Genomic DNA, 20620 nt, shown 5'->3' with positions numbered 1-20620 from the left:
GTTAGCCGGAAATCCGGTTCTAACCTTTGACAGCTCCTACTGTAAGTCCCTTTACGAAATAACGCTGAACGAACGGATAGAGCAGGACGACCGGCCCTGTAACAACAACAGCGACAGCCATTTTAAGCGTTTCGGTAGGTGGAACGACATTAGCGGCCAGATAAGCCCCGTTATTCGTTTGCAGTACCGCGGCACTGGACAGAATTTTGTATAACAGGAATTGCAGCGGATACTTATCGCCGGTTGTGATGAACATGTTGGCGTTGAACCAATCGTTCCAGTAACCGAGAGCCAGGAATAATCCGATGGTCGCAAGGCCCGGCGTCGAGAGCGGCAGAATGAGCTTCCGGTAAATTAGAAAATCCCCTGCTCCGTCGATTTTGGCAGATTCCACAATGGATTCCGGGATGGACTTCATGAAGCTTCGCATCAGAATGATGTTCCAAGCACTAAGCAATGGCGGCAGGATCAGCGCCCAGTAGCTGTCTTTAAGACCCAGGTATTTGGTCATCATGATGTACCATGGAATCAATCCACCGCTGAACAGAGTTGTGAAGTAAATGAAGAAAGACAGGCTGTTGCGGTAGAGAAAATCTTTGCGGGAAAGTGCGTAACCCGCCATTGAGGTCAGGAACAATCCCAGCAGCGAACCCGCTACTGTCACACCAATCGTCACCCCGTATGCACGGTAGATTTGTTCCGGTGTACTGAACACCGAGCGGTAAGCTTCGAATGAGATTGTGCTCGGGAACAGTTTGAAGCCTTCCGAGATAATCTCCAGCTCATCCGTGAACGAACCGGCGACGATTAACCAAAAGGGCACCAGACAGATGATGGAAATCAGGGCCAGCATCGTATACCCGATAATATTGAAGGCAATTGTTGCTTTGTCTTGCTTGATCTTGGAGCCGGTTTTTCTTCTGCGCACTCCCGGCAGCTTTTCTACTTCAGTACCCATGTCTTTCCCCCCTTAGAACAACGCGTATTCTTCGTGCGTCTTTTTGATAATGTAGTTCACCGTCATAATGAGAACGAAACCGAAGAAGGATTGATACAGACCCGCAGCCGTCCCCATTCCGATATCGAAGTTGATCGTCAGAGACCGGAAGACATACGTATCGATAATATCCGTTGCTTCGTACAGCATGCCGTTGTTGCCGATAATTTGATAGAAGAGGTCAAACTGTCCTTTCAAAATACCGCCGAGACTGAACATAATCAGCAGGATAAAGGTCGGCATGAGCAGCGGAAGCGTAATCCGCCGAATCTGTTGAAAAATGTTGGCCCCGTCAATTTTGGCCGCTTCATAATAGTCCTCACTGATGCTCATAATCGCCGCCAAGTAAATGACTGTGCCATAGCCGAGCCCCTTCCAGATGTTGAAGAACACGATAATGTATTTCCATGGAGCTGTCTGAAGGTAGAAATCGTAGGTTTGCAGACCCAGCCGGGTTAGTACGCCGTTGACCACCCCAAGATCAGAGAAGAGGTTGAACACGAACGCCCCAACGAGCACCCATGACAGAAAGTATGGAAGAAACATCAGCGATTGCGCGGTCTTCTTGAACCACTTGCTGGTCAACTGAGCCAAAAATATCGCACAGATGATCTGCATGATGTTGCCGAGAATAATAAATGCCAGATTGTAGAGCACTGTATTCTTCGTCAAATCCCAAAGGATGCCTGACTTGAACAGAAACTCGAAATTTTTGAGTCCAATGAATTCGCTTCCAAATAGTCCCCCGTCAAAATCAAATTTCGTAAAGGCGTAATACACACCAACCATAGGAATGTAACTGAAGATGATGAAAAACAGCAATGTTGGAGCTACCATCAGAAACAATACTTTGTTTCGATTAAGCTCCCGGATCAATCCGCCTTTTCCAGACATAATTGTATAGCCTCCCTCAACCTTCTTTATCAGATATTGCGCTGTCCGGTGCTGTTCTCCGGCTGCAATGCCAATACTATTAGACTGCGGGGGAAGCAGCAACTAACCATACCCGATGTAACTCACTTTTCGGCAAAAAGGGGCACTACTCTTTTCCGAACTCACTCTTTTTTTCTGCTACACCCCAGTCGTATCAAGGGTTTGAGACTTTTAGGCCCCTATAAAAAAGGAAGGCCGGGTACCTGCCCGAGCCTTCCTTAAGTGCGCTGCTGAAGTGGTTCATGCGAGAATCGCGCCCTCCCCACCCTCTTCCTCCTTCTGTTGTCTGCTATTCCTCCGGTATTCGGCTGGTGTTACGCCGTTGTGCTTCTTAAAGGCTTTATAGAAATACGGATTATTGGTAAAACCGGCTGATTCGGCGATATCGCCAATGCAATCATCGCTATGTGTCAGCAGCTCGCGGATTTTGTTCATTCGCACTTCCTGGATATAGCTAAGAATGGTCTGGAAGGTATGCTGCTTAAATACACGACCGATATAAGTGGCTGACATGCCCATTTCATCTGCCAGCATCTCCAGCGACAGATTCTGATCACCATAGCGTTCGTTAATCATCCGTTTGATGCGCCCCGGCAGATCATCCTGCCTGTTCTTCCGCTTCTCGTCCATATGCTTCTCCAGCAAATCGAACAATGACATATACCGCTCCATAAGCTCTGCCATCGTATCCACCCGTGTGTGATTGTAGAGATCCAGCGACGGAACGGCAAGCTCTTCCGAAGCGGCAGAATGCTGCCGTATTGTGCGGATCGCATTCTGAAGCGCATAGGTCAGATGGGAGATCGCCAGTTGGTATGAGATGTAGGAATAGTTGGCAGTGTCGCCGATGATGTCGGCGAACAGCCGTTTAACCTCTGGAATCCGGCCTAGCATTAATTCATCGATCAGCTGCTTTTCCTTGTGAATCGGATATTCATAGCTCCGGGTCTTGTTCATCTCGACCGTCTCCGCATCGATATAACTCCCCGAACCACTGAAGACCCGGCTAAAGGAAGCTTCGACCGCCTGCTCAAACAAGGTATACAGGGACTGGGTACCCCTTCCGTTAAGGCTCGACGATATTGTGATAGACAGCTTCAAATACTGGGTCACGGCCTCTTGGATAAGTCCCGCATAACGCCTGTAAGTCTCCGTATCATCGACCTCGGCATCCAGCGGCTGAATGATGATCACTGCACGATTATCCCCCAGGTCAGCAGTTGCTGCCGAGAGTCCGGCGCCAATCAGCAGTTCATGCGCAATATTAAGGATGCCATAGCGCAGCAGCTTGCGGTCCTCCGGCTGATACTGATCTACCAAAGCTCTATAATCATCTATTGTAATCAAGAACACACGCAAGGAGTGTTCCGGGTCCAGTCCGATCCCGTAGCGCAAGAACATTTCTTTGACCCGCAGGGGATCACTGGGAGTACACCCATTTAGCAAGCCTCGCATATATTCAGAGCGCATCGCTTGCTGACTCTCCCGCTGTTCCGATTCAAGGTTCACAAGACGGGATAGCTTCTTGTTAATTCCCGCGAATAGACGCTTTGATACTACAAAGGAAAGAGCTAGCCCGGCGAGCAGAATGAGGCCCGCTGTATAGAAGGTCTTGGTGCGCATATTATCGATCCGCTCACTAATCAACGTATAGGGCACAATGCGGATGTATCGCCAACCTAGGTTATCGGGCTCGCTATAGGTCACTAGCGATTTTATACCGCCGACCGTCATGGGAAAATAACCCGAAGGCTCGCCGCTGTTCAGGATGCGGTCAATATAAGGTGTGCCTTTCATATCGGTCAGCATCGGTGTAGTCCAACTGTTGGAGACCATCAGGCCATGTTTGTCGATGAGGAACGTGTTCGCGGCGTCATTGGTCAATGAACCGTCGATATGCTTGTGTAGTTGGGTTTCCTTGATATTGACAACTACAGCATTGCGGGGAGTCTGCTTGGCGAGCGTGTCATACAGTAAAAAGGTATACGTATCGCGCTCTTTCTCGGCGATATTCCCGGTCAGCCCCTCAATCCGCAGCTTGCGGGGAATCGGTGTCATCGTCCCGTAGTCTCCAATGCGCTTCAGCATGTCCTTCATATCCTGGTCGTAAAATTCTTCCTCACTGAAGACTGAAGGGACACTCATGTCTGAGCTAACATAGAAGGTGTGGGCCACCGCATTATAAATATAAATGGAGTCAATAAAGGGCGAGGTTTCTCTGTAATTGTTCATTTGCTTGACCGCATCGGAGATTTCCATGGCGCTCACATTAGGGAAATTCAGCAAGGCAGATATATTCTGGTCATTGTGTATCTGCTTCGCAAAGGTCGAAGCGGTCAAAGTCATCACTGAGACCTCTTGCGTAGTCTGGTCCAGGCTATCCATTGTCTGCTCATAGGATTGATTCAATGCGATCCGTTCAAAATTCAAATACAGAATTCCCGACAGAATAGAAATTGTCAGAAAGATCGTCACCGTCATCACGGAAAAGAATTTTCCGTAATACCTTGTGTCCTTCCCGCGAAGCATCTTAAGCACCACCTAGCCCCCTTGTCCCGAAGATCCTTTGATCACCAGTGTTGAACGAATTTGCATAAGCTGCAGCCCAGTTCCTTCATCGCTCTTGATCTGCCCGATCAGCTTCTCTGCAAGCACAGCCCCCATCTCATATAAGGGCTGCTCTACAGAGCTAAGCCTCGGCTCCACATAATTCGTAATCCGAATATTGTCTACCCCGACTACAGCCATGCGTTCTGGAATGGAAATTCCCAGCTCAGCACATGCCTTGTATACGCCAAGCGCCATCTCGTCGTTGGCAGCGAAAACAGCTGTAAAATCCCCGCCTCTGGCCCACAGCCGCTTAAACGCGTCATACCCGGCATCCTCAGAGAAATTCCCATTGTCTACCCATTCAGGCAGGAAAGCCAATCCCGCCTCAGCAAGTCCTTCCTTATAGCCCTCCAGCCGTTCGATACTGTCCGTCGCATCAGCATACCCGCAGAGAAACGCAATCCGGCGGTGTCCGGCTTCCAGCAGATGCTCTACAACCTCCCTGCCAATTCTCCTGTTATCGGTAAAAGAGCAAGGAATATCGGGATGCTCAAGTCGGCGGCCAATTAATCCAATCGTATAATCATCATCCGCAAGGGAGGTTATCTCCTCGTCACTTAGCTGCGGTGTCACAAGAATTAAGCCGTCCACTGTGCGGTTCTGCAATAAGGACAGCAGTTCTATCTCTTTCTCCTTCTCATTCTGTGAGTCACAGATCAGGATCTTATATCCCAAAGTATTCGCCATATTCTCGATGCCCTTAATAATTTCCGCATTATAGGAAACCCTGATATCTCTCACCACTACGCCCAGAGTCATCGTCCTGCGCGACCGAAGCTGTTTTCCCATCGCATTCGGCGTGTAGTTCAATTCCTGGATGGCTTGAAGTACTCTTTTCTGCGTCTTCTCCGTCACGAGCGAACTTCCGTTCAGCACTCTGGATACTGTAGCGGGCGATACTTTCGCTTTTTGCGCTACATCTATGATTTTGCTGTCTTTCACATGATCACGCTTTCATTGGTTATTAAATCCATTATAATTATCATTGAAATCGATTTCAATATAAAATTTTCAATGTTCTTCCATTCCTGTGACTACATATGACCGTAATAGAAGAAAAGAGCCGCAGATCATTTCTGCGGCTCTTTCCTGCGCCCATTTCATTAACTCATTTTATTTTTCCAACAAGGTTACCGAAGCCTTCTTGATATCATAATTCTTTCCTTTGCCTGCATTTACAAGCTGACTAATTTGCTTATAGGCTAATCCGCTCGTTGGAGCAATTGCATCTAAGGTAATCTTGTTCGTCTTCAGTTCATTTACAATCTGACTAAGAGAGAGGCTTGTTTTTCCCGTTGAAGTGCTTTTATCATGCACAGGGGCATCTGTAATAAAAATAATCCTTTTTGCATTCTTACGTCCTGCCAGCTGCTGAGTTGCCATATGGATGGCTTCCAGTCCCGATTCGTTCTCATCCCCTCCGCCAGCCGCTACCAGCTTGCTAAGGTTCGTCTTTAGAACATCCTTATTATTAGTGAACGGGAAGAACTCCAAATCTTTATATTTGCTTCTATAATTAATGTCCCGATAAGCTACGATGGAGAAATTCGAACCGGATGGAACGGAATCAGCGAATTTCTTCACCGTCTCTTTGACATAATCAATCACTTCACCCATGCTGCCTGTCACATCCATAACGAACACAATATCCGTAGGTGCGGTAATGCCTTGAGATATTTTTTGCAAGATTGGTGATGTACTAGTAGCTGCCGATTGGGCAGGCTTCTCGCTCTCGGCGGTTGTAGGAATAGACGGTGGATTCTGAAAAACAACCACGGAGCTGGAGCTATTGCTCCACTCTACTAATCCGCCAAGCGCCTCGCTCACGAATCGGATCGGCACCATCGTGCTGCCGTTGATTAACTGCGGAGCTGCACTAAGTGTCACGGGTACTCCATTTACATATGCGGTAGTGGATCCGATCTTAAGAACAATCGTCTTTCCTTCTTTAGTTGCCGTGACAGTCTGAGTAGCACTATCCCATTTTACCGTGGCACCTAGGGATTCGAAAATCGCCCGAAAAGGTACCAGTACATTTCCGTTTACATTTACAGGCGCTTGCGTATAAGCTTGCATTTTTCCTTCAACGAACACCTGAATCTTCGACTCAAGATTTATCGGTACAAACTGCGGCACCGATGTCGCCAAACCGCCAGATTGATTCACGGTTTTGAGATAAATATAATATCCGCCCGTAGTAAGACCTAGCTGCTTGTTAAGCGTATACGTCGTCGTTTTTCCTGGAGTCACCCGAACTTGTCTAACAAGCTCATTACTCGTATTTTTGACGATAAGATAAGTCGTATATGTTGGTTGAATGACCACCGTTGTTACATTTATAGTAATTTTACCGTTACTCCCCAGAATAACTTGCCCCGGATAACTCTCCCCGCTAGGGATATGGAATTCTGGTTCAACCCATACAACTGGTGCCTCCGTTTCAATTGGTGATTCAATTCCATTTGGCGGTAGCGAAGGATTGGCCTGTGCAACACCGCTTGACGTCTTGGTTCCCGCAATAGATGTGACAGGAAAATAAAAATAAACCTTGGACTTGGCACTAGGTGCCGTACGCTTCTCCGAAAGGGTAATCCGTTGAGTTTCTAGATTGAAAGTAAATTCCGAGGTCGGCACCTTAGTACTGTCTATGTATAAGCTAACTTTCTTATTGGAATTAAGGATATAATTTGTGGTTAATTTAAAAACCTTCGTTGATCCGTCCGCTCCATCTAAAGCATTCCCAATGTAGTTTGAGCCAGAGAGCCCCTCTTCCCATTCAAAGGTCGGATGGATGCTATAGGTAAAATGAAGCTCAGCGCCCGCGTCTGGGGCTTTATCAAACGTAAAGGTATTACGATCATAATCCACAGTATACTTTTGAGGATCAATTTCTACCTGGTTGCGGTACAACCTTATCTCCGTATTATCACCCGTTAATTTATTATACGTTGTATACGTGAACTCACGGGTTTGCCCGTCCCCATCCTTCAGAATATTGATAATTTCGTATCCTTTTCTAAATTCTGAAATAATATCGTTCGCCTTAGCCTTAGCACCACCGGCCCAAAGACTCAAACTTCCGAACAGCAGGATAATAGCCATAACCAGTTGTATAGTTTTCCTAAATTTCACCTTATCTCACTCCATTTTCTTGATGATTAATAATCTACATCCTGAATAATATTCCATCACAGGAAATCATATATAATCCTAACTTTACCATAATAAACGTTACTTTTATAGGAAATCATTCCTAGTTATAAAGACTTATATAGCAGCAAAAAAGACTTCGAACGGGTTCGAAGTCTTTTTTTGAATAGAGGATTAATGCCCACGCCCGCTGCGTATCCATCTAACGACCAGAAACAAAATAACGCCAGGAATGACTGCACAAAGCAGGAACATCCGTACATAACTCCCCAGCCGCCACAGTGAGGCACTACGGAAGGAGACTGCCGACAGTGTCATACATAGCATACCCATGCCCATCAGGAAGAGCGCCAACAGCCATTCACTTTTCTTCACGATGTGCCTCCCCGCTCTCTGGTCGCAGTGGAAGCTGGATTTCAAAACGGGACCCTGTGCCTGCTTTACTGGTAACAGTAATTTTTCCATTCTGCAGCTCGATCAGCTTCTTCACAATGGACAGTCCTAAGCCAGTACCCCCATATTCACGGGAACGGGACTTCTCCACCCTGTAAAAGCGCTCGAAGATATAGGGCAGTTCTTCCTCCGGAATCCCTATCCCGGTATCTTTCACTACAAGGGTCACCCTGTCAGCCTCATACAGCAGCTGTATCTTCACCCCGCCCCGCTCTGTATAGCGGACAGCATTCTCCAGCAGATTCAGAATGATCTGCTCCATTCTTTTCCCGTCTGCTTGGACCGGCACAGCATGCCCCGAGTAAGAGACGGTTAACTCCAGTCCCTTATCTCTGGCTTTCAGCCTCACCTTGCTAACCACCTGTTCCAACAGCTCCGATATATCAAGCCACTGCAAGTCCAGAACAATTTGTCCTTCCTCCATCTTGGCGAGGTCAAATACATCATCTACCAGATGCTGAAGTCGTACTGCCTCCTGGAAAATGATATCGAGATACAGGTTTTTTTCTTCCTCCGTCTCATACAACTCATCCTTGATGACCTTCGTATAGCCCTCCAGATAGGTGATTGGTGTCCGCAGTTCATGGGATATATTCGAAAAAAGCTCCTGCCGGGTGTCCCTGTACCGCTGGAGATCCACCGCCAGATCATTTATGGCTCCCGCCAGGCTGCCGATCTCATCCTTGCTCCTGATGTCCAGCCGCGTCTCCAGCTCGCCAACAGCAATCTTGCGTGTGGCCTTCTGCATTTGCAGAAGCGGACGGGAGAGCACTTGCGCGACAATCCATGTAATCCCGAGTGCAAGCAGGAACGCTCCCATGCCGGAGAGCAGCAGCAGCTTCCGCACCGCTGACAGTGACTGCTCCATTTGCTCCGTTGAGCTCATCACATAAAGCGCGGAGGTAATGCTGCCGCCTTTTGTTATCGGTTGTCCAGAGACAAAATATCGGTTGCCTGCTGGGTCCTCATGCATAAGGCTGACTTTGTTCCCAGCGAAAATACGAATAAGATCAGAAGCATGGATGAAAGAGCTATCCTCTGAATCATGTACGCCAGAATGGAGAATCACTTCCCCATCCCTCAGGACATTAAAGATGCTTACATTGGAAAACTCCGCAAAGGTCGTCATCATCTGCTCAGAGGTTGTGTCCGTGGTGTTGGCCATCAGTGCAAAGTGGGAGGTGAGATCCTCTGTCTCCCGGCGCATTTCCGCAGTATAAAAATTAGTGAACATTCTGTCGATGGCAAAGGCCAGGAACAAGATAACGACCAGAAATACAGTAATAATTACCGCGCCCAGCTTAAAGCCAATACGATTGCCCCTCATTCCTGCTCTCCCGGAACCTGAAACTTATAACCGACACCCCACACGGTTTGAATCGGGTTGTAACCCATGCCCGCCTTTTGCAGCTTCTCACGAATATTCTTGATATGGGTATCAATCACCCGGCTCTCCCCTTCGTAGTCATGTCCCCACAATCTTTCCACCAGTTCCTCGCGGGTATAGGCACGTTGGCTGCTCTGGGCAAGCAAGAGTAACAGGTCGAATTCTTTTTGCGTAAAATCGACTACCGTCTCCTGAATATGAACCTCGCGAGCCTCCGGCCAGATCGACAGTTGCGGAAACTCCATGCTCCGCTGTTTAGGCTCGATGACCTGAGCCATTGCCGCTCTGCGAATCAGAGAATAGATTCTCGCCAGTAATTCTTCCGGTTCGAACGGCTTCGTTAAATAATCGTCTGCGCCAATGCCCAGACCATGGATCTTGTCCTTCGTCTCCGAACGTGCTGTGAGCATCAGAACAGGTATTGTTCCCAGCTCCCGAACAGCCTTGCACACTTGCCAGCCGTCCATATCTGGCATCATTACATCCAGCAGAATAATATCAAAATCATGCTTCTTGATCATGGACAAGGCCTCCCGGCCAGTCGAAGCCTCCTTAATCGCAAAGCCTTCTTTCATCAAATAAATGCGCAGCAGATTGCGCATATTCCACTCATCATCCACAACCAGCACCTGAAGCTTCGGCATGTTGTTCACCTTCTTCGCTCTTATGATCGATAGATACGGAGCCTTACTCTTCACTATATAGTAGCGCAAGCCATGCTCCGTCACAATGTCTTGGTCTGGTCAGTTAGACACGTAGCCGCAAGCATGAGTGACTTGCGGCTACGTGATGCTATTAAATCTGAACTTAATATCCGAACGTAAGGCTCGGTCGTCACTACGGAGAAATACATCTTAGATATCAATGCTTTTTCTTCCGCATCAATAAAGGCATCAACACCAGATGGGATAGCGGACAGAGAAGGAGCAGGCTGTACACTAATATCGAATTGGCTCCTCCACCACCTTTTACAGCATTGGCAGCAATCATCAGCACCACTGCAACCATTGGCAGAATACAGCATAGCTTCATCAATAGATTCCGTCTGCCACTTGCCTTAGGATCAGACTCCTTATGGTCTGGCCCATGGTTCTTCTCCGGCTGGTTTCCACAGCAACTCATTGTCGCAGCCTCCCCGGTTCTTTAATGTCTTAGCTCTGTTTCAGCTCTTGTATTTCCTTCTGCATCCTCTCATTTTGTATTCTGAGTTCTTGCAGTTCTGCTTGGAATTCTTGGGCAGCAGGTTGTTTGGATGACCCGTGTCCGTGTCCATGTCCTCCACGCATACCGAACATCATGAATATCATCATTAAAGGACACGCAAGCAGCAATAGCCAAGACCAGTCCATAGCGCAATACCTCCCAGGTAATCGGATTAATATCTTCATTGTACCGATACGATGTGTAGAATTGATGTGGAAGGCTTAGAAAATTGGAAGAGATCCGTGACCGTTAATGCCCAGCATGAGGGTTGCCCCCGGACGCAGGAGAAATCTCCAGCATATCATCAATCTCACTTTGTACTTTTTCAGAGATTCCAGCCTCGCTTCCAGTTAACCAGGCGTGGTTATAGGGCCCCTCTGCGGGCGATGTCTGGAACTTCGGCTGAACCTCCATTAAATATTCCATGACTGAGTCCGGCATCGCCTTCTTATCTACATACAGTAATGGAGCATGCTTGCCCAAATGGCTGAACGGAGCGGCGGCAATCGCCAGCATAGGGGAATCTGACGTCAGGAAAGAGAAGTTATGTCCCGGTGTGGTGATCCCCCAACCAAAGTCATTGCCTGTATCCTTAAACTTTGCAAAAGCAATAGCGTTCTCGTACGGGTCATCTCCCGAAATACGGGTAACCGTTCCGTACGTCTTCAGCTCATCCTCGACCTTAGCCGATACCGCCGATTTAGGACCCAAAATATAGATCGCTGCGTTCCCGCCACGTTCCTTTAGCACCTCCACAGTAGGCACAGGAATCTCTTCTTTCTTCACATATAACAGCGGTTCCGGCATATGGGCTATCCAGTTCACCGCAGGCAATGTATATTCAGGACTGTCCATGGAGCCGATAATCACGGCTTGGGGCAGCTTGCCTGACACTTTTTCATAATAAGCATCAATAGCCCGGGCTATAGCTGCCGGCTCGTCCCCCTCAATCTTGTCCATCTTCATATTCAGCGACTTCAGCTGTTCTTCCACGCTAGCCGTTACAGGACCTACGATCACAAGCTTAATTCCCTCATTTCCTTCCGCACCTTTGGGATTCAAACGTTTCAGCTCGTTCAAGGTCACTGCAGGAACAGTCTCTTTATTGAAAAAGAGTACAGGTCCATTGCTCGGATGATGGATCAAATCTGTACTGACGGCGGCAATCTGCCAATTGCCCACATCTGTCAGAACTACACTCGAAGGTGTGTTGCTATCGGTTCTTGCTGCCCAGAGCGTCCGCGAGACCAGCGCCGCCGCTTCGGCAGGATCGGAGGTGTTAATTCTTGTTGTATTTTTCGTGCCTACCCATGGCATGGCCACTGTAGCTCCGTCCTTTGGATTGGCAGTAGCAGCATCAGTATTAGCAGCCTTATTCCCGATTTGACATCCGGCCAGTGTAGCGCCCAGCGCTAGCGTTAACACGCCGACGACGATCATCTTTTTCATTACATTCCCTCCATTTTTAGATACCATATTTTTATTAGTTATTACTGTAACCAATAAGTATGGAGAAACTGTGTAGTTGACGGGGTATATAGGGGGAGCAAAGCAATCTTTGCTCAGGATGATTTATAAGTTTAAATATGGAGATTGTATAGATAACACATCTCGCCTGGGAGGACAGCACAACTTGAACAACCAAGAAATTCTTGAACACACATCTCATCGCCCCTTCCCCTTGCCCAAAGGACCGTGGATGATGAAGCAAGGCTGGAATAAGGTCTTGTTCGCCCATTGGCCTGTGAGCGAAGCTTCTGTATCGCCGTTCATTCCTCCGGGCCTAGAACTGCAGCAATGGGAAGGGAGACCATGGATTAGCGTTGTTCCTTTTCAGATGGACCCACTGCTCGTGAGGGGGCTGCCTCCCCTTCCTTTTGTTCATACATTCCTGGAGCTTAATATTCGTACCTATGTAATTAAAGATGGCAAGCCGGGCGTCTTTTTTCTAAATATGGATGCTTCCAGTCTGCCCGCTGTTACCGGTGCCCGGGTCCTCACTTACTTGCCTTACAACTATGCAGATATGACGCTTCAATCCGAAGGGCATGGTGTCCGCTACATTAGCAAAAGACAGACTAAACTTGGAGAGGCCGTATTTAACGGTGTTTACTCAGCGGCCCAGTCCGTACCTGTTCATGCTATACCCGGAACTCTGCTTCACTGGCTAACGGAACGGTACTGCCTGTTTGCAGTCAGTTCGAAGGGAAATCTATATGTCGGTGATATCCACCATCAACCATGGCCTCTACAGGAAGCCAAGCTTCAGCTCGACCAACATACTTCGACTAAGGCCCTGGGGCTTGCACATGAATCCGAGCCCTCATTTTTGACCTACACAGAACGTCTTGAAGTCCTACTCTGGCCGCTCAAAAAAATATAAATGCCGCTAACCTCTTATGGCATAAACCACTCAGCCTGTTAATGATTCAACACGAAAAAGACTGCCCTCCGGTCAAATAGCGACGGAAGAGCAGCCTTGGTGTTTGCTTAGGATTCATTTTTGGGGATCTGGTTAAGACTTGGAACATAATCCTCAGCCTTATTGTTGGTCAACGTCTGAGGCTCCTCTGTGAAATGAGCGTGATTTTGCTGATTGTGCTTCTTATCCGCGCGATTATTCGCTCGATCATACTTCGGATCTGCGCTGTTCTTAGGCATGACATTCACCTCCATCCCTTTACGTTAGTATGGGGAAAGAGAGAGCCTTTTATCCTAAGAGAATGTGCTATTCGGCGCCTGCAGAAATCCTGCGTTCTGCTTTATTGAGCGTCCTTCTGCGGAGCCATATTGTTGTAGATGTTGTCCGCCGTCACTTTACCTGTGCTGACATCCTGAGAAGTATAACCGGAGACGATATTGCCTACTTTAAATTCCTTTTGCAGTAAATCCTCAGATGGCTCCGCCGCAGTTGGGCCTTTGATGCCCAGCTCCGTTGCGTCTGTTACCGTCACCCATAGATCGCCGACCTTGAAGCTCTTACCGTCTGCGCTTACCTCAGAGATTACACCCTCGATATTGACTGCGGCTTTGCCTTTAACTGGAGGTTTAGTGGTAGTCACAGCCGATGGGGTCTGTGTGTTAAAAAGTGCACTCTGGCTCATTGTAAAGGTACCCACCGCTAATACGGCACATGCCGCGACCCCAATCGCCCAACCTCTTACTGTTCTCTTATTTGCAGTTTGCATATTTACCCGCTCCTCAGGATTATTTATTTTAGTGTTATTTGTATTATCCATCTCTGATAACAGCTTCTGATACGTTACCTCTTGGAAATCTTCACTTGTTTTCACATGAGACATCGCTGATTTATAAACTGATTTCTTCATCTTCCAGACCTCCAATCTTTTCTTTTAAAAGAAGGCGTCCACGTGCCAGCCATGTGCCCACAGTAGCCGGCTTCGCTCCCATAATCTCGGCAATTTCCTGAATCGAATAGCCTTCGTAATAGTGCAGATGAATGGGGATACGATATTTTTTATCCAAGGCCAGCACGGCCTGTAAGATCTCGTTTTCTTCTTTTGGGAGGTAGCTCAGATCCTCCGGGACCGGATTTCTACTTTTAAACCAGCCGGTTTTCAGCATGTTTTTACTTTTATTGATCGTTGTGCGAATAAGCCATGCCTTTTCATGCTCGTTATTTTCAAAGGCTGGACGTTTTTGCAGATAGGTCAGAAACACCTCTTGTGCCACCTCTTCTGCATCCGCTACATTTTTCAGGTAAGTGAACGCAATCTTAATCATGCTTTGAGAATATAAGTCCAGGGCCCGTCGTACCGATTCATTGATATCAAATGAAGTGTACACCTCACCACCTCCTTTCACTTTAAATACAACTGAGCCCTGCGATATTTTTCATGACGTTTAATATTTTTTTAGGATGCAACGGTTGCTGCTAAATTAATACAAAAAAAGCTCCGGCCAGAAGGCGGGAAGCTCAGCGTATAGGGTGTATTTTCAATACAATAACGACATAATACATGCATAAAGTGAACTTAAGAATAGCACCTTGCTGATTGATGAGGTCCTGATATTTACAGGGCATTCTCCAGTCAGCTTGCCTAATTCTTAAGTTCAGCTTACATAGCAGTCACAAATTTAACTACTGTGGGTGAAAAAAGATGACCCTTCTATTAACGATTGTTATCGTAGTTCTGATACTCGTCCTGATTGCCTTTCTGTATTTGCATCAAGCCCCATTCGGAAAACTGCCCTCTGGCAACCGGCTTGCGCGGATTGAACAGTCTCCGCATTATCGGAATGGAAAGTTCCAGAACGTACTGACCACACCAATCTATGGTGAGAACTCTAACTTATATACTGTTATAAAGGAGAAAATCTTTACAAAGGAGCGCCTCAAACCACTCCAGAAGATCCCTGTACAAAAGACTGATCTCCATGCTCTTCGGGACGATGAGGAAATGATGGTTTGGTTCGGCCATTCCTCGTTTTTTATCAGGACGGGTCGTAAAAATATGCTGTTTGATCCGATCTTCAGTCAATCAGGTGCACCCGTCTCCTTATCGAAGGCCTTCCCTAGCACCAATTACTATTCCCCTGACGATCTGCCGGTTATCGATTATCTGTTCATCTCCCATGACCATTGGGATCACCTCGATTATGCTACGCTCACGGCTCTGCGGCCAAAGATCAAGCAGGTGGTCTGTGGTTTGGGGGTAGGTTCATATTTGGAACATTGGGGATTTAGTGCTGAGGTTATCACAGAGCTGGATTGGGGAGACACGATCCCTTTGGGTGATGGATTTACTGTGCATGGTGTCACTGCGAGACACTACTCGGGACGCGGCTTGCAACGGAAGCGGACGTTATGGCTATCCTTCGCAATAGAGACACCTGCTAAAAAAATATTTTACAGCGGAGACAGCGGCTACGGGCCTCATTTTGCTGAAATTGGTAAGCAGCATGGGCCGTTTGATCTCGTCATACTGGAAAATGGGCAATACAATACGCAGTGGAGAAATATCCACATGTTTCCTAATGAAGTACCGAAGGCCGCGAAAGACCTGCGTGCAAAAAGCCTGCTGCCGGTTCATGCCGGCAAGTTCGCCCTGAGCATCCATAGCTGGGACACGCCTTTCCGCAGAATATCTGAGCTCGGTGAGGATAAAACTTTTCATCTGCTTATGCCGATGATCGGCGAGCCGGTGGAACTTTGGAGGGATCAGCAGCAGATTGAGCGCTGGTGGGAGAGTATAGAATAAGACGTTAAAAAGCCAGCTTTCCTTTAGTGAACTGCGCCCCAGTTGTTAGACACGATTAACAGTGGGGCTGCGGTTATTAGGAGGAGACTGGCTTATTTGTTCGCTCGATTATAAGATCATTTAAACTTTCTATAATCCATTCAATAATTTGGATGGAGGATTCTATCCGTTCCTTGACCTCCCCAACAAAAAGGTTCTTAATTAAACCCTTTAGATTATCGGATAATCCCTCCAGATCCTTCAGATGAAACAAGACTGAACCATTGGGGGGCATCGGCTTATTATTGGCTGCCCAAACCCCTTCGAGGATTTTCCATGAAGTAGTTCCGGCAACAAAAGCAGCTTTTAAATCATCCTCTGCCATTTGAGCAGCTTTAATTTTAATCAGAGTGCTCTCAAGCCAATATTTTATTGATTTCATTTCTGTGACAGGAGTTTGATACCCAGAGTAAAGTTGTTTGGATCGTTCTATAAGTTGTTGGAGTTGCCCTTCGTGATCAATGAGAATGACTGAGTCCAAGAAATTGTACATCCCCATAGGTCCATTTTCACATTTACGGGTCGCCATTGCGAAATCTGAATATTTAAGTTCAACACAAATGCCTTGCCTGAATTCTGAGCGAAAGGGTCTGCTTAACCCTTCCTTCAACAGTATGTACATGTCCAAATCAGAGGTTTCGTAGGATTCACCCCTTGCTACTGAACCTTGAAGAAGTAAGCCAACAGCTTCGTGATCCTGAATGATTTCCTCGTATATTTCCATCACTAAATTGCGATGAATTTCGTTTTTGATCAAGCGAATAGAATCCATTAGGCACCTCCATAATTCATTATAAATTAAATCTTTATCTTTACACTGTAGAAATTAGATGTTAATATCATTTCTATATTTATAGAATAATAGAAATGATGATGAGAAAGGAGAACAGGATGGATCAAGTTGACAATGAACTACTACAAGCTGTTAAAGTATACAAGGCTTTAGGTGAACCTACACGACTAAAAATCGCATTGATGCTGGTAAAAGAAAGCAATCAATGTGTGACTGCTATTGGCGAAGGACTCGAAACCGTGGCAGCTTCAACATTATCACATCATCTAAAGCAACTGACGGATTCAGGCTTAATTCAGTCACGAAAGAGCGGTCCGTTTATTCACTACAGTGTTAATCACGAAATTGCAGAGAAATTTGCGCCATATATCTTGGTGTAAATTTTTTTCAGATACAATTCTATTATTCTAGAAATATAGAATATAAAAGGAGACAGGAAAAATGGAAAAACACTCAACAAGCATAGAACTTGGAATAACAACCTTTCTTCACACCAGACCTGAAGCGGGAGGTGTTTTGCCAGCAGAACGGCTACGACAAGCCATTGAAGAGATTCAATTGGCTGATCAAGTTGGTCTTGATGTCTATGCCATCGGTGAGCATCATCGTCTCGACTACACAAGCTCATCGCCAGCGGTCATCTTGGCTGCTACTGCTTCCACCACTAAGCATATTCGGCTATCTAGCGCCGTAACGGTACTGTCTTCGGCCGATCCAGTTCGTGTCTATCAGGACTTCGCCACACTGGATAACTTAACTAATGGGCGAGCTGAGATTATGGCTGGACGTGGTTCTTTCGTCGAATCCTTTCCCCTCTTCGGATATAACCTGAACAATTATGAAGAATTATACGAAGAGAAGCTGGATCTTTTACTTAATATTCGATCTGCAGAGAAAGTAACATGGACAGGCAAACACCGTGCTTCACTAAACAATATGGGCGTATATCCACGTGCGCAACAGCCCGCGCTTCCTGTGTGGATTGCCACTGGCGGTAGTCCGGAGTCGGCCATTCGTGCCGGTCAGCTTGGTCTTCCTGTCATCTTTTCCATTATTGGCGGTATGCCGGAGCGTTTCGCTCCATTAGTACAGTTATATCGTCAAGCCGCTGAGCAAGCAGGGCACAATCTCTATGATATGCAAATCGCCTGTCATTCGCATGGTTTTATTGCAAATTCATTTGAAACAGCTAAGGACAAGTATTTCCCCATCATGGCAGATCAAATGAATCAAATTGGTAAAGAACGCGGCTGGCCAGCTTATTCACGAAGTACGTATGAGGATGCGTTAAGCCCCCGTGGTGCTCTCTATGTTGGAGATCCAGAATACGTAGCCGAAAAAATCGTGCGTGCAGTACAACAACTGGGCTTGACCCGTTTCCTTATGTATGTTGACTTTAGCACTCTGCCTCATAGTGATCTGTTAAAAACGATTGAACTTTTCGGCACAAAAGTAGCACCCATTGTACGCAAGGAATTGGCTAAATAAGATGAACTTCAGATCCGAGCGTAAGGCTTGGTCGTCACTACGGTGGAATGTTTGGACTTCCGGTATTAAAAAGATTAAAAATATACGATGCGAAAGAAAATTCATCTATTTTTCCAGCTAACAATTCTATATTTCTAGAAATGTAAAATCGAAAGGGGCAAAATAATGCATAACACGTGGAAAATCTATATATTAGCTATTGTAAGTTTTTTAGTGGGGACTTCAGAATTTGTAATATCCGGGATACTGGATCGGGTCTCTAGCGATGTAGGCGTAACACTGTCTACTGCTGGTCAACTCATTACGGTTTACTCGATTGCTTACGCGATTGGTACGCCTATTCTCATTGCGATCACCTCAAAAATAGACCGGAGAAAACTCATGTTGGCTGCTTTGGTCCTATTCTTTATAGGAAATCTGATCACAATCTTAACCACCGGCTATACGATGCTGGTTGTAGCACGAGTCGTCTTAGCATTAGGCACCGGTGTCTTTATGGTGGTTGCGCTAACGGTATCTGCTCAAATGGCCCAACCAGGCAAACAAGGCAGCGCCATTGCTACTGTTCTGCTTGGATTTAACCTTTCGCTTATTTTGGGCGTTCCTCTGGGAAGAGTTATTGCCAGCACCTACGATTGGAAAATGATTTTCCTCGGAATTGGTGTACTCAGCTTGATCGCGATGCTGATCATTTCATTCACTATTCCAAGGTCCAAAGGTGAAGCAGCTGTACCGCTTAGAGAACAACTCGCCTTGTTGAAAAATCCGCGGCTTTCATTAACCTTATCGATCAGTTTCTTCTGGATCATGGGATACACTATCATTTACACGTTCATCACACCATTTCTGCTCAGCATTACTGGAATGAGCGATAACCTGGTGAGTATCGGGCTGTTTGCTTTCGGTATAGCAAGTCTGCTTGGCTCCCAGGTTGGAGGATACGGCGCAGATAAATGGGGGATTCCACGTACTTTGATTGGAAGCCTGCTGTTCCACGCTGGTATTCTGCTCCTTATGACTGCATTCGCTCATATTACGGCTGCTGTCTTTCCTTTGCTGATGTTATGGTCATTTTTCGCCTGGTCTACCTTTCCCGCTCAACAAGTGTATCTGATTGGCATGGCGCCCAAAGCATCGGGAATCCTTCTGAGCTTGAACACCTCCATCGTACAACTTGGAATGGCTGTGGGAGCTGTCATTGGTGGTCTGGTTGTGGAAAAATTCTCACTGCAAGCGGTCGGCGTAGTTGGCGCAATTGGTGTCGCCATTGCAATCCTCCCGGCAATAATATCGCTTGCTATGCGAAAACAGTCTGCGAATTAATTTTGAATAATAAAATAAATAAGATTTGTGTAGCCCCCTCTGCACAATTCTTATTTCTAATCGCCCTTTTGGTGAAATGGAGCTTCCCCAAGCATTTCATCAGGGGCGATTCTTTTTATGTTCAATATATGAGGACTAACTCCCCTCCCCATCGTGGATATTGATTAGTCAAATTCCAGCTGGACCCTAGCGAAAAAAAGACGGATGAGTCTTGGCAACAAGCAGTCGGATTAAAATTGAAAAGCCGAGTGACATCAGGAGGAAACACCTGAAATCTGCTCGGCTTGCTGAAATACTCTATAAACTTCAATGCTTATTTTTCAAGAAATCCCGTAGAAGGATTCGTGATGAAGAAGCCCTCCTGTGGCACATAAAAATATTGAATCCAAACCCCATCCAAAAGCGGTTCGCGTGTATCCAACAATATCTTAATATCCTTATCTGTTTCGATAATTTCATCATGTTCAGTTGGTGTATCAAGTGCTACATCATAGTGGCCGTGATTGCCATGATTCTGAGTAATAATTACACGAATCATCTTTCCTTCAGCTTCTGGACTGTTTAGCATATCTTTTAGAACTTTAGCTGCATTACGGTTAATTTTACACTTCATCTTCAATCGACCTCTATTCGTCTTAATTTACAGTAAGAAGTTCATTATAACATAACTTAAGGTGCTATATATAATTTAGTGTTCCCGAGGAGCAAAGAAAAAGACTGGAACATGAACGGTTGAAAAGCCGCCATTTTCCAGTCTTTGATGAGTTGAGGATAGTTTTTTAGGGTCGTGGATGTGAGTTATATTTCACTTTGGCACTAAAAAACGCCTATTAAGGCGATCTTGTAGCGTTATTTTTACATAATCTGTAATAACTATTGGCATAAGTCGTTATTTAAATGCCCTTTAGATGTTTGCTCAAAGAAACTAAAGATTTAGACTAAAATTGTTGGACGCTGTTTCAAATCACAAGAATTAAGATTTAATTTGAAGTCTCAATCTGAGCTTAGGAAGTAATCAAGGA

21 protein-coding genes are annotated in these 20620 nt (G+C 46.2%); 5 read left to right on the top strand and 16 right to left on the bottom strand.

What is annotated here, in order from left to right:
• Window positions 1–19 precede the first annotated feature (19 nt).
• The 11 genes from ACFORK_RS14790 to ACFORK_RS14740 all read right to left on the bottom strand — a co-directional run bounded on the left by ACFORK_RS14790 (window position 20) and on the right by ACFORK_RS14740 (window position 12182).
• A complete protein-coding gene (locus tag ACFORK_RS14790) occupies window positions 20–958 on the bottom strand; it encodes a carbohydrate ABC transporter permease (RefSeq protein ID WP_379200121.1) in 939 nt (312 codons plus the stop codon).
• 12 nt (window positions 959–970) lie between these two features.
• Window positions 971–1891 carry an ABC transporter permease gene (locus tag ACFORK_RS14785; protein WP_379200119.1) on the bottom strand — a complete coding sequence of 307 codons (921 nt, stop codon included), beginning with the start codon at window positions 1889–1891 and terminating at the stop codon, window positions 971–973.
• Between the two features lie 279 nt (window positions 1892–2170).
• Window positions 2171–4459, bottom strand: coding sequence for a helix-turn-helix domain-containing protein (locus ACFORK_RS14780; protein WP_379200597.1), 2289 nt, complete (start codon window positions 4457–4459; stop codon window positions 2171–2173).
• A 12-nt stretch (window positions 4460–4471) separates the two neighbouring features.
• Window positions 4472–5482, bottom strand: coding sequence for a LacI family DNA-binding transcriptional regulator (locus ACFORK_RS14775; protein WP_379200117.1), 1011 nt, complete (start codon window positions 5480–5482; stop codon window positions 4472–4474).
• A gap of 171 nt (window positions 5483–5653) precedes the next feature.
• A complete protein-coding gene (locus ACFORK_RS14770) occupies window positions 5654–7672 on the bottom strand; it encodes a stalk domain-containing protein (protein WP_379200115.1) in 2019 nt (672 codons plus the stop codon).
• 192 nt (window positions 7673–7864) lie between these two features.
• Window positions 7865–8065: a hypothetical protein gene (locus ACFORK_RS14765; RefSeq protein WP_379200113.1), complete on the bottom strand. Its 201-nt coding sequence runs from the start codon at window positions 8063–8065 to the stop codon at window positions 7865–7867.
• The gene (locus tag ACFORK_RS14760) at window positions 8052–9470 is read right to left on the bottom strand and encodes a sensor histidine kinase (protein WP_379200111.1); all 1419 of its coding nucleotides are present in this window, start codon (window positions 9468–9470) and stop codon (window positions 8052–8054) included. The genes ACFORK_RS14765 and ACFORK_RS14760 overlap by 14 nt, the downstream gene beginning before the upstream one ends.
• Window positions 9467–10174, bottom strand: a complete 708-nt coding sequence (locus tag ACFORK_RS14755; RefSeq protein WP_379200595.1) for a response regulator transcription factor — start codon at window positions 10172–10174, stop codon at window positions 9467–9469. The genes ACFORK_RS14760 and ACFORK_RS14755 overlap by 4 nt, the downstream gene beginning before the upstream one ends.
• Before the next feature lie 217 nt (window positions 10175–10391).
• Window positions 10392–10652 (bottom strand): hypothetical protein, encoded by a 261-nt coding sequence (locus tag ACFORK_RS14750; protein WP_379200109.1) that lies wholly within the window; start codon window positions 10650–10652, stop codon window positions 10392–10394.
• Window positions 10653–10681: 29 nt separating this feature from the next.
• Window positions 10682–10879, bottom strand: coding sequence for a DUF2933 domain-containing protein (locus ACFORK_RS14745; protein WP_379200107.1), 198 nt, complete (start codon window positions 10877–10879; stop codon window positions 10682–10684).
• A gap of 103 nt (window positions 10880–10982) precedes the next feature.
• Window positions 10983–12182, bottom strand: a complete 1200-nt coding sequence (locus ACFORK_RS14740) for a cell wall-binding repeat-containing protein (protein ID WP_379200105.1) — start codon at window positions 12180–12182, stop codon at window positions 10983–10985.
• Window positions 12183–12366: 184 nt separating this feature from the next.
• Here ACFORK_RS14740 and ACFORK_RS14735 point away from each other — a divergent pair, with 184 nt between their 5' ends.
• The gene (locus tag ACFORK_RS14735) at window positions 12367–13116 is read left to right on the top strand and encodes a YqjF family protein (RefSeq protein ID WP_379200103.1); all 750 of its coding nucleotides are present in this window, start codon (window positions 12367–12369) and stop codon (window positions 13114–13116) included.
• A 107-nt stretch (window positions 13117–13223) separates the two neighbouring features.
• Here the strand turns inward: ACFORK_RS14735 and ACFORK_RS14730 are convergent, their stop codons facing one another.
• The 3 genes from ACFORK_RS14730 to ACFORK_RS14720 form a co-directional block, all read right to left on the bottom strand.
• Entirely contained in the window at window positions 13224–13394 is a 171-nt protein-coding gene (locus ACFORK_RS14730; RefSeq protein WP_379200101.1) for a hypothetical protein, read from the bottom strand.
• Between the two features lie 101 nt (window positions 13395–13495).
• Window positions 13496–14062: a hypothetical protein gene (locus tag ACFORK_RS14725; RefSeq protein WP_379200099.1), complete on the bottom strand. Its 567-nt coding sequence runs from the start codon at window positions 14060–14062 to the stop codon at window positions 13496–13498.
• Window positions 14043–14540 (bottom strand): RNA polymerase sigma factor, encoded by a 498-nt coding sequence (locus ACFORK_RS14720; protein ID WP_379200097.1) that lies wholly within the window; start codon window positions 14538–14540, stop codon window positions 14043–14045. Before ACFORK_RS14720 ends, ACFORK_RS14725 begins: the two co-directional genes overlap by 20 nt.
• Before the next feature lie 314 nt (window positions 14541–14854).
• On the opposite strand from ACFORK_RS14720, the gene ACFORK_RS14715 reads away from it, so the two are divergent.
• Complete coding sequence (locus tag ACFORK_RS14715) at window positions 14855–15955, top strand: MBL fold metallo-hydrolase (protein ID WP_379200095.1); 1101 nt, start codon at window positions 14855–14857, stop codon at window positions 15953–15955.
• Window positions 15956–16031: 76 nt separating this feature from the next.
• On the opposite strand, the gene ACFORK_RS14710 is transcribed toward ACFORK_RS14715, so the two are convergent.
• Window positions 16032–16766 (bottom strand): DNA polymerase subunit beta, encoded by a 735-nt coding sequence (locus ACFORK_RS14710; RefSeq protein WP_379200093.1) that lies wholly within the window; start codon window positions 16764–16766, stop codon window positions 16032–16034.
• Between the two features lie 119 nt (window positions 16767–16885).
• Here ACFORK_RS14710 and ACFORK_RS14705 point away from each other — a divergent pair, with 119 nt between their 5' ends.
• The 3 genes from ACFORK_RS14705 to ACFORK_RS14695 all read left to right on the top strand — a co-directional run bounded on the left by ACFORK_RS14705 (window position 16886) and on the right by ACFORK_RS14695 (window position 19598).
• Window positions 16886–17167, top strand: coding sequence for an ArsR/SmtB family transcription factor (locus ACFORK_RS14705; RefSeq protein ID WP_379200091.1), 282 nt, complete (start codon window positions 16886–16888; stop codon window positions 17165–17167).
• Between the two features lie 61 nt (window positions 17168–17228).
• Window positions 17229–18275: an LLM class flavin-dependent oxidoreductase gene (locus ACFORK_RS14700; RefSeq protein WP_379200089.1), complete on the top strand. Its 1047-nt coding sequence runs from the start codon at window positions 17229–17231 to the stop codon at window positions 18273–18275.
• 165 nt (window positions 18276–18440) lie between these two features.
• Window positions 18441–19598: an MFS transporter gene (locus tag ACFORK_RS14695; RefSeq protein ID WP_379200087.1), complete on the top strand. Its 1158-nt coding sequence runs from the start codon at window positions 18441–18443 to the stop codon at window positions 19596–19598.
• Between the two features lie 313 nt (window positions 19599–19911).
• Here the strand turns inward: ACFORK_RS14695 and ACFORK_RS14690 are convergent, their stop codons facing one another.
• A complete protein-coding gene (locus ACFORK_RS14690) occupies window positions 19912–20211 on the bottom strand; it encodes an iron-sulfur cluster assembly accessory protein (RefSeq protein ID WP_379200085.1) in 300 nt (99 codons plus the stop codon).
• Between the last annotated feature and the right edge of the window lie 409 nt (window positions 20212–20620).

This window comes from Paenibacillus sp. GCM10012306 (assembly GCF_042649265.1).
Taxonomy (GTDB): domain Bacteria; phylum Bacillota; class Bacilli; order Paenibacillales; family Paenibacillaceae; genus Paenibacillus_AQ.
This window is presented reverse-complemented; position numbering and strand designations above follow the sequence as displayed.

Excerpts from the sequence above, each read along its gene's own strand:
- ACFORK_RS14730 (WP_379200101.1), bottom strand. The coding sequence starts at position 13,394 with ATGCCTAAGAACAGCGCAGATCCGAAGTATGATCGAGCGAATAATCGC.
- ACFORK_RS14780 (WP_379200597.1), bottom strand. The coding sequence starts at position 4,459 with ATGCTTCGCGGGAAGGACACAAGGTATTACGGAAAATTCTTTTCCGTG.
- ACFORK_RS14750 (WP_379200109.1), bottom strand. The coding sequence starts at position 10,652 with ATGAGTTGCTGTGGAAACCAGCCGGAGAAGAACCATGGGCCAGACCAT.
- ACFORK_RS14740 (WP_379200105.1), bottom strand. The coding sequence starts at position 12,182 with ATGAAAAAGATGATCGTCGTCGGCGTGTTAACGCTAGCGCTGGGCGCT.
- ACFORK_RS14710 (WP_379200093.1), bottom strand. The coding sequence starts at position 16,766 with ATGGATTCTATTCGCTTGATCAAAAACGAAATTCATCGCAATTTAGTG.
- ACFORK_RS14745 (WP_379200107.1), bottom strand. The coding sequence starts at position 10,879 with ATGGACTGGTCTTGGCTATTGCTGCTTGCGTGTCCTTTAATGATGATA.
- ACFORK_RS14700 (WP_379200089.1), top strand. The coding sequence starts at position 17,229 with ATGGAAAAACACTCAACAAGCATAGAACTTGGAATAACAACCTTTCTT.
- ACFORK_RS14690 (WP_379200085.1), bottom strand. The coding sequence starts at position 20,211 with ATGAAGTGTAAAATTAACCGTAATGCAGCTAAAGTTCTAAAAGATATG.
- ACFORK_RS14725 (WP_379200099.1), bottom strand. The coding sequence starts at position 14,062 with ATGAAGAAATCAGTTTATAAATCAGCGATGTCTCATGTGAAAACAAGT.
- ACFORK_RS14705 (WP_379200091.1), top strand. The coding sequence starts at position 16,886 with ATGGATCAAGTTGACAATGAACTACTACAAGCTGTTAAAGTATACAAG.
- ACFORK_RS14760 (WP_379200111.1), bottom strand. The coding sequence starts at position 9,470 with ATGAGGGGCAATCGTATTGGCTTTAAGCTGGGCGCGGTAATTATTACT.
- ACFORK_RS14695 (WP_379200087.1), top strand. The coding sequence starts at position 18,441 with ATGCATAACACGTGGAAAATCTATATATTAGCTATTGTAAGTTTTTTA.
- ACFORK_RS14790 (WP_379200121.1), bottom strand. The coding sequence starts at position 958 with ATGGGTACTGAAGTAGAAAAGCTGCCGGGAGTGCGCAGAAGAAAAACC.
- ACFORK_RS14715 (WP_379200095.1), top strand. The coding sequence starts at position 14,855 with ATGACCCTTCTATTAACGATTGTTATCGTAGTTCTGATACTCGTCCTG.
- ACFORK_RS14755 (WP_379200595.1), bottom strand. The coding sequence starts at position 10,174 with ATGCCGAAGCTTCAGGTGCTGGTTGTGGATGATGAGTGGAATATGCGC.
- ACFORK_RS14785 (WP_379200119.1), bottom strand. The coding sequence starts at position 1,891 with ATGTCTGGAAAAGGCGGATTGATCCGGGAGCTTAATCGAAACAAAGTA.